The organism is Cellulomonas sp. NTE-D12, assembly GCF_027923705.1.
GTDB lineage: Bacteria > Actinomycetota > Actinomycetes > Actinomycetales > Cellulomonadaceae > Cellulomonas.
Genome location: NZ_AP026442.1, coordinates 433071 through 446698, shown reverse-complemented (window position 1 = coordinate 446698; position 13628 = coordinate 433071). Strand labels below are relative to the sequence as shown.

General features: G+C 73.4%; 14 protein-coding genes. 5 read left to right on the top strand and 9 right to left on the bottom strand.

The genetic code is table 11. The features are described from left to right. Nucleotides 1–77: 77 nt before the first annotated feature. From QMF98_RS02020 to QMF98_RS02005, 4 genes are all read right to left on the bottom strand, one after another. Nucleotides 78–1001, bottom strand: a complete 924-nt coding sequence (locus tag QMF98_RS02020; protein ID WP_337974420.1) for a phosphoribosylaminoimidazolesuccinocarboxamide synthase — start codon at nt 999–1001, stop codon at nt 78–80. Nucleotides 1002–1108: 107 nt separating this feature from the next. After that, the gene (locus QMF98_RS02015; RefSeq protein ID WP_337974419.1) at nt 1109–1717 is read right to left on the bottom strand and encodes a hypothetical protein; all 609 of its coding nucleotides are present in this window, start codon (nt 1715–1717) and stop codon (nt 1109–1111) included. Nucleotides 1718–1783: 66 nt separating this feature from the next. Next, nucleotides 1784–3049 carry a phosphoribosylamine--glycine ligase gene (gene purD, locus QMF98_RS02010; RefSeq protein WP_337974418.1) on the bottom strand — a complete coding sequence of 422 codons (1266 nt, stop codon included), beginning with the start codon at nt 3047–3049 and terminating at the stop codon, nt 1784–1786. A gap of 93 nt (nt 3050–3142) precedes the next feature. Next, nucleotides 3143–4429: an adenylosuccinate synthase gene (locus QMF98_RS02005; RefSeq protein ID WP_337974417.1), complete on the bottom strand. Its 1287-nt coding sequence runs from the start codon at nt 4427–4429 to the stop codon at nt 3143–3145. A 209-nt stretch (nt 4430–4638) separates the two neighbouring features. On the opposite strand from QMF98_RS02005, the gene QMF98_RS02000 reads away from it, so the two are divergent. After that, the gene (locus QMF98_RS02000; RefSeq protein ID WP_337974416.1) at nt 4639–4995 is read left to right on the top strand and encodes an STAS domain-containing protein; all 357 of its coding nucleotides are present in this window, start codon (nt 4639–4641) and stop codon (nt 4993–4995) included. A 2-nt stretch (nt 4996–4997) separates the two neighbouring features. On the opposite strand, the gene QMF98_RS01995 is transcribed toward QMF98_RS02000, so the two are convergent. Next, nucleotides 4998–7172 carry an ATP-binding SpoIIE family protein phosphatase gene (locus QMF98_RS01995; protein ID WP_337974415.1) on the bottom strand — a complete coding sequence of 725 codons (2175 nt, stop codon included), beginning with the start codon at nt 7170–7172 and terminating at the stop codon, nt 4998–5000. A gap of 88 nt (nt 7173–7260) precedes the next feature. Between QMF98_RS01995 and QMF98_RS01990 the strand changes: the two genes are divergently transcribed. Beyond that, complete coding sequence (locus QMF98_RS01990) at nt 7261–7671, top strand: STAS domain-containing protein (RefSeq protein ID WP_337974414.1); 411 nt, start codon at nt 7261–7263, stop codon at nt 7669–7671. A gap of 98 nt (nt 7672–7769) precedes the next feature. Here the strand turns inward: QMF98_RS01990 and fbaA are convergent, their stop codons facing one another. After that, nucleotides 7770–8789 carry a class II fructose-bisphosphate aldolase gene (gene fbaA, locus QMF98_RS01985; RefSeq protein WP_291761274.1) on the bottom strand — a complete coding sequence of 340 codons (1020 nt, stop codon included), beginning with the start codon at nt 8787–8789 and terminating at the stop codon, nt 7770–7772. A gap of 266 nt (nt 8790–9055) precedes the next feature. Here fbaA and QMF98_RS01980 point away from each other — a divergent pair, with 266 nt between their 5' ends. From QMF98_RS01980 to QMF98_RS01970, 3 genes are all read left to right on the top strand, one after another. Next, nucleotides 9056–9784 carry a VTT domain-containing protein gene (locus QMF98_RS01980; protein ID WP_337974413.1) on the top strand — a complete coding sequence of 243 codons (729 nt, stop codon included), beginning with the start codon at nt 9056–9058 and terminating at the stop codon, nt 9782–9784. Nucleotides 9785–9824: 40 nt separating this feature from the next. Further along, complete coding sequence (locus QMF98_RS01975; protein WP_337975527.1) at nt 9825–10568, top strand: HAD-IIA family hydrolase; 744 nt, start codon at nt 9825–9827, stop codon at nt 10566–10568. Nucleotides 10569–10667: 99 nt separating this feature from the next. Continuing rightward, nucleotides 10668–11690 (top strand): AAA family ATPase, encoded by a 1023-nt coding sequence (locus QMF98_RS01970; RefSeq protein ID WP_337974412.1) that lies wholly within the window; start codon nt 10668–10670, stop codon nt 11688–11690. A gap of 5 nt (nt 11691–11695) precedes the next feature. Here QMF98_RS01970 and QMF98_RS01965 read toward each other — a convergent pair whose 3' ends face one another. The 3 genes from QMF98_RS01965 to pyrE form a co-directional block, all read right to left on the bottom strand. After that, nucleotides 11696–12256 carry a LemA family protein gene (locus QMF98_RS01965; protein WP_263731433.1) on the bottom strand — a complete coding sequence of 187 codons (561 nt, stop codon included), beginning with the start codon at nt 12254–12256 and terminating at the stop codon, nt 11696–11698. A gap of 5 nt (nt 12257–12261) precedes the next feature. Continuing rightward, on the bottom strand, nt 12262–12963 hold the full coding sequence (locus QMF98_RS01960) for a type III secretion system chaperone family protein (RefSeq protein WP_337974411.1): 702 nt from the start codon (nt 12961–12963) through the stop codon (nt 12262–12264). Between the two features lie 68 nt (nt 12964–13031). Next, the gene (gene pyrE / locus QMF98_RS01955) at nt 13032–13616 is read right to left on the bottom strand and encodes an orotate phosphoribosyltransferase (protein WP_337974410.1); all 585 of its coding nucleotides are present in this window, start codon (nt 13614–13616) and stop codon (nt 13032–13034) included. Nucleotides 13617–13628 lie beyond the last annotated feature (12 nt).

The following is a 13628-nucleotide window of genomic DNA, read 5'->3' as shown; positions in this document are numbered from 1 at the left end:
GAACGGGGGTCGGCGCCCATCCTAGAGCGGGGTCCCCACGAGCCGATCGGGGCGTCCGCCCGCCGAACGGGTCGTCGTCAGGCCTCCGGCACCACCAGCGGCGACCCGGTGATGCGCTGGTACGCCTCGAGGTACCGGTCCCGGGTCCGCGCGACCACCTCCGCCGGCAGCTGCGGCGGCTCGGCGTCGCCGGCACGGTCCCACCCGGAGGCGTCCGAGGTCAGCCAGTCGCGCACGTACTGCTTGTCGAAGCTGGGCTGCGCGTGCCCCGGCTCCCACTCGTCGGCCGGCCAGAACCGCGAGGAGTCCGGGGTGAGCACCTCGTCGCCGAGGGTGATCTGCCCGGTGACCGGGTCGGTGCCGAACTCGAGCTTGGTGTCCGCGAGGATCACGCCGCGCTCGCGGGCGATCTGCTCGGCACGGGCGTAGACCGCCAGCGTCAGGTCGCGCAGCGTTGCGGCGGCGTCCCGGCCGACCAGGTCCGCGACGGCCGCGAACGGCACGTTCTCGTCGTGCTCGCCGTACTCGGCCTTGGTGGCGGGCGTGAAGATCGGTTCCGGCAGGCGTGACCCGTCCACCAGGCCGGGAGGCAGCGGGATGCCGGTCACCTGACCGTTGGTGCGGTACTCGACCAGCCCGGAGCCGGTGAGGTACCCGCGGGCGACGCACTCGACGGGGAACATGGTCAGCCGGCGGCAGATCATCGCCCGGCCCGCCACCGCCGCCGGCACGTCGGTGGAGACGACGTGGTTCGGCACGAGCGCGGCGAGCTGCTCGAACCACCACAGGCTGAGCTGGGTCAGTACCACGCCCTTGCCGGGGATGCCCGGGCTCAGCACGTGGTCGTAGGCGGAGATCCGGTCGCTGGCCACGACGAGCACCACGTCGCCGTACCGCTCGAAGATCGCCGCGCCCGACGGGTCCTCCGCCGGGACGTAGAGGTCGCGCACCTTGCCCGAGTACGCGTGCGTCCAGCCGGTCAGGTCCACCGCATCCGCCATGGCCGTCATCCTCCCCCAGGCGTCGCGGGCGCCGCACGGCCGTCCGCCGCGCAGCGCCGGGCGACGGTGCGACTGCCGGGAGCGGGACCCGAGGACGACGACCCAGGTCAGGGCAGCAGCAGGTCCCGCACGTCCCGCAGGCCGGGCAGCGGCGCCACGCCCAGCGGCCGCTTCCAGTAGACCCACGGGAACCACATCGTCCCGATGCGCTGCCAGCCGTCCCCCGGCCGCAGGGGCCCCGCGCCGACGTAGGAGCGGTGGTGCTCCCACTGCTGGTCGGACTCCTCGACCTCGAAGAACAGCGGGCCGTAGGCCACCGCGTGCCAGCCGTACCGGCCCGCGCGCTCGAGCACCCGCATCTCGTTGAACGCCGTCAGCGGCGTCAGCAGCTGCCGCCGGTGCGGCGCGGCCTCCGCCGTCGACTCCGCCGGGTCCGGCAGCTCGTCCCGCCGGCCGTACCGCTGCTGCGCGGCCTGCCGCGTCATGCCCAGCACGTCGCCGATCTGCTCCCACGTGCACCCTGCCGAGCGCGCCGAGCCGACGGCGGCGACCAGCAGCTGACCGGTCTCGTCGTACGCGGCCCGAGCAAGGCGGACCAGGTCGAGGTGCGAGCCGGGCTCGTGCTCGAGCCGGGCGGCGAGGTCCGGCTCGGCCGCGTCGAGCGCGGCGGCCAGGTGCTCGCGAAGGGTGGGACGGGTCGGGTCGGACGTCGTCATGCGTCAATCATTGCTTGACGTGGACGCCTGCGTCAACCATTTGTTGACGCAGGCGGGGAGTCGCGCTCAGACGCCCTGCGCCGCTGCCAGCGCGATGTCCGACCGGTGGTGCGACCCGGGCAGGTCGATCGCGGCGACACCGGCATACGCGGCCTCGCGCGCGGCGGTCAGCGTGGCTCCGCTGCCGACCACCGACAGCACCCGGCCGCCCGCGGACACCAGGTGCCCGTCCTGGTCCAGCGCCGTCCCGGCGTGCAGCACATGCACCTGCGGCAGCTGCTCGGCGTCCGCGATCCCGGTGATCGGGTCGCCGCTGCGAGCCTGCACCGGGTACCCGTGCGAGGCGACCACCACGGTGACGGCCGCACCGTCGTCCCAGGTCAGCGGCTCGATCGAGCCGAGCCGCCCGGTCGCGGACGCCAGCAGCACGCCGGACAGCGGCGTGCGGAGGCGGGCGAGCACCACCTGCGTCTCCGGGTCGCCGAACCGGGCGTTGAACTCCACGACGCGCACCCCGCGGCTGGTCAGCGCGAGCCCGCAGTACAGGACACCGGCGAACGGCGTCCCCCGCCGCGCCATCTCGGCGATCGTCGGCCTCGCGACCGTCTCGACGACCTCGTCCACCAGCCCGGCCGGCGCCCACGGCAGCGGCGAGTACGCGCCCATGCCGCCCGTGTTGGGCCCGGCATCGCCGTCCCCGACGCGCTTGAAGTCCTGCGCCGGCACCAGCGGCACCACGTCCGCGCCGTCGCTCAGCACGAACAGCGACACCTCGGGACCGTCGAGGTACTCCTCGACCACCACGCGGCCGCCCGGCTTGGCCAGGCACTCGGCGGCGTGGGCCAGCGCGGCGTCCCGGTCGGAGGTGACCACCACACCCTTGCCGGCGGCCAGCCCGTCGTCCTTCACCACGTGCGGGGCGCCGAACTCGTCGAGCGCCGCCGCCACCTCGTCGACCGTCGTCGCGACCCGCGCCGCCGCCGTCGGGACCCCGGCTGCCGCCATCACGTCCTTAGCGAACGCCTTCGACCCCTCGAGCATCGCCGCCGCACCGGACGGTCCGAACACCGGGATCCCCGCCGCGCGCACGGCGTCCGCCACGCCCGCGACCAGGGGCGCCTCGGGGCCCACGACGACGAGGTCCACGCTCAGCTCGGTCGCCAGCGCCGCCACCGCGGCACCGTCGAGCACGTCCACCGGGTGCAGCTGCGCCAGCGCGCCGATCCCCGGGTTGCCGGGCGCGGCGTGCAGGCCGGTCACGGCCGGGTCGAGCGACAGCGCACGCACGATCGCGTGCTCACGGGCACCGGTGCCGACGACGAGGATCTCCACGACGGCCGAGCGTAACGGCCGCCCCGGCGGCCGCCCGGCGCCGTCCAGCGAGTGCGGTCGGTGCAGCTGGTGCGGTCGGTGCAGCGGGTGCGGTCAGTCCAGCAGCTCGTGCCGCACGACGGTCGCCTCGCGGCCCGGTCCGACACCGATGGACGACACCCGCACGCCGCTGATCTGCTCGAGGTGCTCGACGTACCGCTGCGCCGCCACCGGCAGCTCCTCGAACGTGCGCGCGCCCGTGATGTCCTCGGTCCACCCGTCCAGGTACTCGTACACGGGCTTGGCATGGTGGAAGTCCGACTGGTCCGCCGGCATCTCGTCGACCCGGCGACCGTCCACGTCGTACGCGACCGCGACCGGGATCTTCTCCTTGCCCGTCAGCACGTCGAGCTTGGTCAGCACCAGGTCGGTCAGGCCGTTCACGCGGGCGGCGTACCGGACGACGACCGCGTCGTACCAGCCCGTGCGGCGCGGCCGGCCCGTGGTGGTGCCGTACTCGCCGCCGGTGGTGCGCAGCCACTCGCCGTCCTCGTCGAGCAGCTCGGTGGGGAACGGGCCCTCGCCGACCCGCGTCGTGTACGCCTTGGCGACGGCCACCACGCGGTCGATCCGCGTGGGCCCGACGCCGGAGCCGGTGCACGCGCCGCCGGCGGTCGCGGACGACGAGGTGACGAACGGGTAGGTGCCGTGGTCGACGTCGAGCATCGTCGCCTGACCCGCCTCGAACACCAGCGTCTTGCCCTCGTCGAGCGCCCGGTTGAGCACCAGGGGCGTGTCGGCGACGTGCGGGCGCAGCCGCTCGGCGTACTGCAGCAGGTCCTCGACGGTCTCCTCGACCGTCACCGCGCGGCGGTTGTAGACCTTGACCAGCAGCTGGTTCTTGCCGTCGAGGGCGCCCTCGACCTTCTGCGTGAGGATGTGCTCGTCGAACAGGTCCTGCACGCGGATGCCGATGCGGTTGATCTTGTCCGAGTACGTCGGGCCGATCCCGCGGCCGGTGGTGCCGATCCGGCGCTTGCCGAGGAACCGCTCGGTCACCTTGTCCAGCGTGCGGTTGTACGGCGGGATGACGTGCGCGGCGGTGGAGACGAGCAGCGCCGACGTGTCCACGCCGCGCTGCTCGAGCGCGTCGATCTCCTGGAACAGCACCTCGAGGTCGACGACGACGCCGTTGCCGATCACGGGCACGACGCCCGGCGTGAGGATGCCGGAGGGCAGCAGGTGCAGCGCGTACTTCTCGCCCGCGACGACGACGGTGTGGCCGGCGTTGTTGCCGCCGTTGAACTTCACGACGTAGTCGGTGCGCGCGGCGAGCTGGTCGGTCGCCTTGCCCTTGCCCTCGTCGCCCCACTGGGCCCCGAGCACCACGACGGCAGGCATGCTTGTCCCCGTTCCGCGCTGCCTCGCAGGTAGGTGGACCACACGGTCACGGGCGGCAGCGGGCCCGTCTCCCGCACGAGGTTATCGCCCGGCGACCTGGGACCCCGACCCGAGGCGGTCCCCGCTCGCGCGCGACGAGGGTCCGACCTACAGTCGCACGGAGCACTGCCCGTCGCACCGGGCCACCGCCCGACCCGGAGGAGCCCGTCGTGATCGAGATCTCCACGTCCGCGGCGACGACGACGCTCACCATCGCCGGCGACCTGGACCTCGCGGAACGCGACCAGTTCCCCGAGATCACCGCACGCGTGGTGGGCCTTCGCCGGCAGCTGCTGGTGATCGACATGTGCCGCGTCACGTTCATGGACTCCACCGGCGCGGCGTTCCTCATCTCGCTGGCGGACTCCGGTCGCAAGCGCGGCGGCGCGACGGTGCTGCGCGGTGCCGACCCCCGGGACCTGTTCGTCCTCGAGGTGTGCGGCGCCCTGGACATGTTCCGCATCGACACGGAGCACGACTGCGGCGACTCGGTGGCGACGTCCACGTTCCAGCGCCCGAACGCCTGACCTCAGTCGGCCGTGCGGCTCGTCGTCGAGCTCGTCGCCGTCTCGGGGAGGGACCCCGGCCGCAGCTTGGCCCACACCACCTTGCCGCCGCGCGCCGGGCGCCAGCCCCAGTCGGACAGCCGCTCGACGATCTGCATGCCGAACCCGCCCACGCGACCCGGGTGCCCGTCCGTGGCCACCGGCGGCGTCGGGTTGGCGTCCTCGACCTCGATCCGCAGGCCGTCGCCCGTGTCGTACAGCTGCAGGGCCACCCGGCCCCAGCCGTGCAGCACGGCGTTGGCCACCAGCTCGGACACCACCAGCTCGGCGTTCGCCGAGTCGGCGATGTCCCAGGCCTGACAGGTGCGCACCACCGCGTGCCGGGCCCGGCCGATGGACGCGGCCTCGTTGGGCAGCGCCCAGCGCCGACGACGAGGGCTGGGACGGGAGTCCGTCACCTCGGCGGCGTCGGGCACGCGGACGACGACGACGGCGACGTCGTCCTCCGGCTGGTCGGCGAGCCGGACCAGCAGGTCCTCCCCGATTCCGGCCGCGTCCGTGGCCGTCACGGCTCCCGCCGCGTCGACCAGCGCCGCGAGCCCCTCGCGCAGCCCTCGGTCCCGCCGCTCGATCAGCCCGTCCGTGAAGTACACCAGGGCGTCGCCGGGCTCCAGCTCCACGGTGGCCGTGGACCGCGCACCGCCACCGAACCCGACCAGCGGCCCGCCGGCGTCGGACAGCGGACGGGCATGGCCCTGCCGCACCAGCAGCATCGGCAGGTGGCCGGCACGGCAGTAGGCGAGCACCCACCGGTCGTCCGCCCTGGTCAGCGTCGAGAACACCAGCGCCGCCGAGCGCGGCGTCCGCAGCCCGGCCACCAGCTGGTCCACCCGCTCGAGCACCGGCCCCGGCACGGTCACGTCGAACCCGTACGAGCGCACCACCGAGCGCAGCTGCCCCATGGTGGCCGCGGCCTCCACGTCGTGGCCCACCACGTCGCCGATCACCACGCCCACCACGTCGGACGTGATCTGCAGGACGTCGTACCAGTCGCCGCCCACCTGCACGTTGGCGGAGTTGGGCGCGTAGTACGTCCACACGTCCAGGCCCTCGACCTCGGCCTGCTCCGGCAGCATCGCCCGCTGCAGCGCCTCGGCCAGCCGGTGCTCCCGCTCGTAGAGCCGCACGTTGTCCACCGAGAGACCCACCCGGCGCGCCGTCAGCTCCAGCACCGTCCGCGTGGAGGCGTCCAGCCCGGCGAGCCCGGAGCCGCAACGCCCGCGCACCGCCAGCAGCCCCATCACCCGGCGACGGCCCGACACGGGGTACACGACGACGTACGGCTCGCCGTCGGACGGCCGACCGTGCCGCGCGAGCCAGTCGCTGGCGCTCCCCGGCACGTGCCCGGCACCCTCCGACACGTCGAGCTCGACCGGCCGCTCGCTGTGGCCGTCCAGCAGCTGCTGCACCGGGTCGGCTGCCAGCTCGGCGGCGGGTGCCGCACGGTCGGCCGGCACGTCGGGGGCCAGGTGCCGACGGCCGACGCCCGTCGGCGGACGGTCCGGCTCGATGCCGTCGGCGGCTCGCAGACCGCCGTCGTTGAGGTAGAACGCAGCCCAGTCGACGGTCGTGGACCGCAGCAGAGCGACGATCTCGCCCAGCGCGTGCGGGTCGTCGACGTCGACCAGCAGGTCGGACACCTGGGCGACGACGGACAGCGCCTGCCGCTCCCGCCGCTCCTCGGCCACCTCCTCGGCCCGCCGGGCCTCGCGCGACAGCTCACCACCGATGTCCCGCAGCACCGCCACCCACACGTCGGTGCGAGGTCCGCCGCGCACGGGCGCGAGCCGGGCGGAGCACATCAGCACCGTCCCGTCGGGACGGCGCACCTCCACGGACAGCTCGACGGGCCGCCGGCCGCGCAGCGCCTCGTCGAGGTGCCCCTCGGCGCCGTCGAGCAGCCGGACGCGCGGGTCGGCCAGCAGGCCGCGCGGCGCCGCCCGCATGGCATCGAGCGCGTACCCCGTACGCATCGACGCGACAGGGTTGGCCCACAGGACCGCCAGACCGTCGACAGAGGCGTCGAGCACCAGCATCGGCATGTCGCTCGCGGCGACCGCCCGCGCCACCAGCTCCTGGGTGCTCTCGCCCGCGCCGGGGACCGCCGGGTGCGAGGTGGCCGGTAGATTGACCACCATCACCTCCGATCGTCTAGCGTTCGCGCCAGGAGCACGTGCCGCGGGACCCAGCGACAGCAGCCCAGCACGTCCGGCCGGAAGGAGCATCGTGCGAGACGCTAACAGCCCCACGCCGGACGAGCAGGCCCAGGCCCAGGAGGTCGTCGGGGAGCCCGGCGCCGTCCAGGTGATCGTCGGCGCGGACCGGACGCGCATCGTGCTGTCGGGCGAGGTCGACGCCGATCTCGGTGCCGAGCTGGCCGAGGCGACGTCCGAGGCCGAGCAGCGCGGGCTGCCGATCGAGGTCGACGCGCACCACGTGACCTTCATGGACTCCTCGGGCGTGGCGTTCCTCGCCCGGCTGTCCATCCGCAGCCAGCACCGGGTGCGGCTGCTCCGCGTGCCTCCCACGGTGCGGTTCCTGCTCGAGGTGACGCGGATCGGCGAGCTCCTCGACATCGTCGACGACGACCAGAGCGCCCCGTTCGAGCCGCTCGGCGACGGAGCACCGACCGCCTGACCGCTGCTCGCGGCCGCCGGACCGGCCTGCGAGACACCACCGACGCAGGAAGGCCCGGGACCATCAGGTCCCGGGCCTTCGTCGTCGTCAGACCGACCTCAGAGCTTGTGCCCCGCAGAGCCGAGCTGCTGGGCCGCCTCGACCAGACGGGCCGCCATGCCGGCCTCGGCGAGCTTGCCCCAGGCGCGAGGGTCGTACGCCTTCTTGTTGCCGACCTCGCCGTCCACCTTCAGCACCCCGTCGTAGTTGCTGAACATGTGGCCGACCACCGGGCGGGTGAACGCGTACTGCGTGTCGGTGTCGATGTTCATCTTCACGACGCCGAAGCTCACGGCGGCCGCGATCTCCTCGGCCGTGGAGCCGGAACCGCCGTGGAACACCAGGTCGAACGGCTTGTCCTTGCCGACCTTGGCGCCGACGACCTTCTGGATCTCCTCCAGGATCGCGGGGCGCAGCTTCACGGCGCCAGGCTTGTAGACGCCGTGCACGTTGCCGAAGGTCAGGGCCGTCAGGTAGCGGCCCTTCTCGCCGAAGCCGAGGGCCTCGACGGTCTTCAGGCCGTCCTCGGGGGTCGTGTAGAGCTTGTCGTTGATCTCGGCCGCGTGGCCGTCCTCCTCGCCACCGACGACGCCCACCTCGATCTCGAGGATGGTGCGCGCCTTCTGCGACAGCTCGAGCAGCTCGGCCGCGATGACCAGGTTCTCGTCCAGCGGGATGTTCGAGCCGTCGAACATGTGCGACTGGAAGGTCGGCTCCTGGCCGTTCTTCACCTGCTCGGCCTCGAGGGCCAGCAGCGGGCGGACCCAGCTGTCCAGGTTCTGCTTGGTGCAGTGGTCGGTGTGCAGGGCGACCGTGATCGGGTAGCCCTTAGCGACCTCACGGGCGTAGGCGGCCAGCGCCAGCGAACCGGCGACGCGGTCCTTGACGGTCGAGCCGGAGGCGTACTCCGCGCCGCCGACCGAGACCTGGATGATGCCGTCGCTCTCGGCCTCCGCGAAGCCCTGGAGGGCCGCGGTGACCGACTGGGACGACGTGACGTTCACGGCGGGGTACGCGAAACCGCCGGCCTTGGCGCGGTTGATCAGCTCGGCGTAGACCTCGGTGGTCGCGATGGGCATCGCTGCTTCTCCTGCTTCGTCGGGACGGCGTCCTTGCTGCCTGCGATGCGCGACGTGGCATGCGCGACGTGGGGACGCGATGGATGCACCAGAAGTGTTTCACGCTGGGGAAGGTCCCGGTCCGGGACCCCTGGGCCCTACGGCCTGCCCGCCCGCACCGCGTGGCCGCACAGGACCGCCACACGGGCACCACGGCTCGGGACCACCCCGCGCCGTACCCTGGGGGCCATGCGCCCCGTGACCTCTCGTCCCAGCCGCGGCACGTCGTGCTGACCGCGTCCGCCCTGGCCGCCGGAGCGGTGCACACGCTCGGCCCCAGCTTCCTGGACCCGGAGCACATCATCAGCTCCCTGGGCACCGCCGCGCTGATCGGCGTGATGGCCATCGTCTTCATCGAGGTCGGGCTGCTGTTCCCGATCCTGCCGGGCGACTCCCTGCTGTTCACGGCGGGTGCCCTGGTGGCGCACGGCGGCTCGCACCTGCCGTCCATCTGGTGGCTGTCGCTGATCATGGTGCTGACCGCGTACGCGGGCACCCAGTGCGGCTACTGGATCGGCCGGACGCTGGGCCCGCGGGTGTTCAGCCGGCCGGACTCGAAGATCTTCAAGCAGGAGCACATCGACCAGACGTACGCGTACTTCGACAAGTACGGCGGTCGCACGCTGGTGATCGCGCAGTTCATCCCGTTCGTGCGGACGTACGCGTCGGTCGCGGCGGGCGTGGGCCGGATGCGGTACTCGCACTTCGCCCTCTACAACGGCATCGGCGTGGTGCTCTGGGCCGGCGGCGTGACGTGGCTCGGCTACGGCCTGGGCAACATCACCTTCATCAAGAAGAACATCGAGGTGCTCCTGGTCCTCATCGTGCTGATCTCGGTGGCCCCGGTGCTCGTCGAGGCGTGGCGGGCTCGGCGCCGGTCGCGCGTCGCCCGGCTGGCCACGCTCGAGGCGGCCGACGGGGCGCCGGCGACGGCGCTGGACCGCGACGAGGCCTGACGTGCAGGCACCGCGCGAGATCGCCTCGTGGCTGTGCGACATGGACGGTGTGCTGGTCCACGAGGACCGCGCGCTGGCCGGAGCGGCCGAGTTCGTCGGCGCCCTGCAGCAGAAGGGCCGCCCGTTCCTCATCCTGACGAACAACTCCATCTTCACCACGCGTGACCTGCGCGCCCGGCTCGCGGCGAGCGGCATCGAGGTGCCGGAGGAGGCGATCTGGACGTCGGCGCTCGCCACGGCGCAGTTCCTGGTGGACCAGGCGCCCGACGGCGGCAGCGCGTACGTGATCGGCGAGGCCGGCCTCACCACGGCGCTGTACCAGGCGGGCTTCACGCTGACGGCCAGCCGGCCGGACTTCGTCGTGCTCGGTGAGACCCGCACCTACTCGTTCGAGGCGATCACGCAGGCGATCCGGCTGATCCAGGGCGGTGCACGCTTCATCGCCACCAACCCGGACGTGACGGGCCCGTCCGCGGACGGCGACCTGCCGGCGACGGGAGCGGTGGCGGCGATGGTCTCGGCGGCGACCGGGCGCAAGCCGTACTTCGTCGGCAAGCCGAACCCGATGATGATCCGGTCGGCCCTCAACCGGATCGACGCCCACTCCGAGACCACCGTGATGGTGGGCGACCGGATGGACACCGACATGGTGGCGGGCATCGAGGCGGGGCTGCGCACCTTCCTGGTGCTCACCGGGTCGACGCGTGCCGAGGACGTGCAGCGGTACCCGTACCGGCCCACCGAGGTCGTGGGATCGGTCGCCGACCTCGTCGCCCGCGTCTGACGCGCGGAGCTCCGGATCGGCCCTGCACGCCCTGGTCGGCGGCCCGGACGGGCCCTTCGTCCTCGCTGATCGCTACTCCCGGGTAGCACCCTCAGGAGGATGCGACACAGCGAGCTGGCACAGGTGCTCCGCGCCGCCAACCCGTGGTGGTCCCGCCGCACGCGGGTCTCCTGGGCAGTGGACGACGTGCACCTCGCCCAGCGCGCACGGCACGAGTGGCTGACCGGCACGCTCGCCGGCCGGGCCGCGCTGTCCGATGTCGCGCACGCCCCCGCCGGGACGGCGACCGTGCTGGTGGGCCCGCGCGCCGTGGGCAAGACGACGGCGGCGAAGGACGCCGTGGTCCAGGCGCTCGCCGAGCCGGACCTGGACGCCCGTGCGGTGCTGTGGGTGCCGGTCGAGGCGACGCCCGACGACCCGTTCCCCGACCGCCCCGCGCTGGACGCCCAGGACCTGGACAACGCCCTGCGGCGGCCGACGCGGGTGGGCGCGCCGGCGTGCGACCAGCCCCGGTTGGTGATCCTGGACGAGGCGTCCGCGTGCGGCGACTGGGCCGACGTGCTGGCGACGCCGGTGCCGGGCGTCCGGGTGCTGGTGACGGCGTCCCTCGCGGGCGCGGCGGTGGAGCGCGTCCAGGCCGGCTGGGAGGGTGCCGCGACCGTGCGCTCGCTGCGCCCGTCGACCCTCGCCGAGCTGCTCGGCGCCCAGCCGGGGGCGGACGCCCGCACGGTGCGCGAGGAGTACCTGCGGTACGGCGGTTTCGCGCGGGCCGTGGCCGAGCGGCGGGACCTCGGGGACGTCAGCACGGCGTTCGTCGACCTGCTCGCCGAGGGGCTGCGGCGGGACGTGTGCATCGGCGACGGGTCCGCACCGTGCCCGATCGAGCGGCTGTTCGTCGCGGTGTGCAGCACCACCGGGCGGTTCGTCGAGCCGGCGGAGATCGCCGTCGAGCTGGGTATCCCTGCCGAGCAGGTCGGCCACCTGCTCGACCGGTTGGCGGACGCCGGCGTGCTGGACCCGCGGCGGGGGTTCGTCGACCCGCTCCTGCACCTGCTGCCGTCGCTGCGCGACCCGTCGCTGCCGCACCCGTCGCAGGAGCACGTCGCGACGTACTCCTTCTAGGCGGATCAGAAGCTGACGGTCGGCGCCTGACGGACCTGCGGGTCGTCCACCTCGAAGTACTCCGCCCGCGTGAAGCCGAACATGCCGGCGATCACGTTCGACGGGAAGGTCTCGACCTTGGTGTTCAGGGCCCGCACGTTGGCGTTGTAGAACCGACGGCCGGCCGCGATCCGGTCCTCCGTGTTGGACAGCTCGGCCTGCAGCTGCTGGAAGTTCTCGCTGGCGCGCAGCACCGGGTAGGCCTCGGCCACCGCGAACAGCCGTCCGAGGGCGGCGGTCAGCGCGTTCTCCTGCTCGGCCTGCTGCGCCGGGCCGGCCGCGGGCCCGGAGGCGGCAGCGCGCGCCCGCGCGACCTCGTCGAACACCGCACGCTCGTGGGCGGCGTAGCCCTTGACCGTCTCGACGAGGTTGGGGATCAGGTCGTGCCGGCGGTGCAGCTCGACGTCGATCTGCCGCCAGGCCTCCTGGACCAGGTTCCGCAGCCGGACCAGGCCGTTGTACTGCGCCACCGCCCACAGCAGGAGCAGGACGACGATCGCCGCGATCACGATCAGGACGACGGACACGGGGTTCACAGGACGGCCTCTCCAGGGGTGCTGTCGGTGAGCGGATCGTAGCCGTGGTCCTGCCACACGTGGCGGGGAACGGCGCGGACGACGGCGGCCAGCACCCCGAGTCGTGCGGCGAGCGAGTCGAGGTCCCAGCCGCCGGCCTGCCAGGACAGGATCCAGATCCCGTCGATGCGCCACGACACCCCGCGCGCGTCGCCGCGCAGCAGACGCTCCATCAGCCGGGGGTTGATCACGTCGGTGGCGGTGCGCAGGTCGCCGGCCGTGACCCGGTAGGCGCGGTTGAAGTCCTCGGACTCGAACTGCATGTCCTGCGCGCCGACCAGGTGCGCCAGCACCGTGCCCAGGCCCTCGGGGGTCGCCTGGATGGTGGGCAGGTACGCCGGCAACCGCAGCGCGACGACGTGCGCGTGGTGCACCTGCCGGTTCTTGCCCTGGCCGGTGGTCCACCGGTAGTCGAAGGCGACGGCGGGGTGCGCCTCGAAGGACCCCTGGACGACGTCGCACGCCCGGCGGTCGCGTCCCTGGCCGAAGGGATGGGACGACGAGATCGTCGTCCACTCGTCGTAGCGCTCCGCGTACTGCCAGCCGGTGGCCTGCGCCCACACCTTCAGCCGCCGCCGGTTCTGCACGCGCAGCCACGCCTGCCCGGCCGTCGCGGCGACGCTGAGCAGCACGACCAGCCAGAAGACCCAGTTGTTCACCCGCGGACCCCGACGGCGCTCATGCCCACGTCATCGACACGCGCGGGACGGCACCTGAGGCGGCCGGGTCAGGCGAGGCCGAGGTCGGCCAGGCCGTACAGGTAGTGGTACGGCACGCCGAGGGCCTCGATCTTCTCCCGGGCGCCGGTGTCGCGGTCGACCAGGACGGCAACACCCCGCACCTCGGCGCCGGCCTCACGCACCGCCTCGACGGCCGTGGCCACCGAGCCGCCGGTCGTCGACGTGTCCTCGACCACCACCACGCGGCGGCCGGCGATGTCCGGGCCCTCGATGCGGCGCTGCATCCCGTGAGCCTTGGCCTCCTTGCGGACGACGAAGGCGTCGAGGTCCAGGCCGCGGCTCGCGGCGGCGTGCAGGAGCGAGGTGGCCACGGGGTCGGCCCCGAGCGTCAGGCCGCCGGTGGCGTCGATCTCGCCGGGTCCCAGGCCGACCTCCTCGAGGCGGTCCAGCAGCACGTGGCCGATCAGCGGGGCGGCGCGGTGGTGCAGCGTCACGCGGCGCAGGTCGACGTAGTAGTCGGCCTCCCGGCCGGACGCGAGCGTGACGCGGCCGTGCACGACGGCGAGGTCACGGATCAGGTCGCGCAGCTGGTCGCGGGTGGAGACGGGGCCGGTCGAGGCGTCGGGGCTCACGGGTCGCCAGGG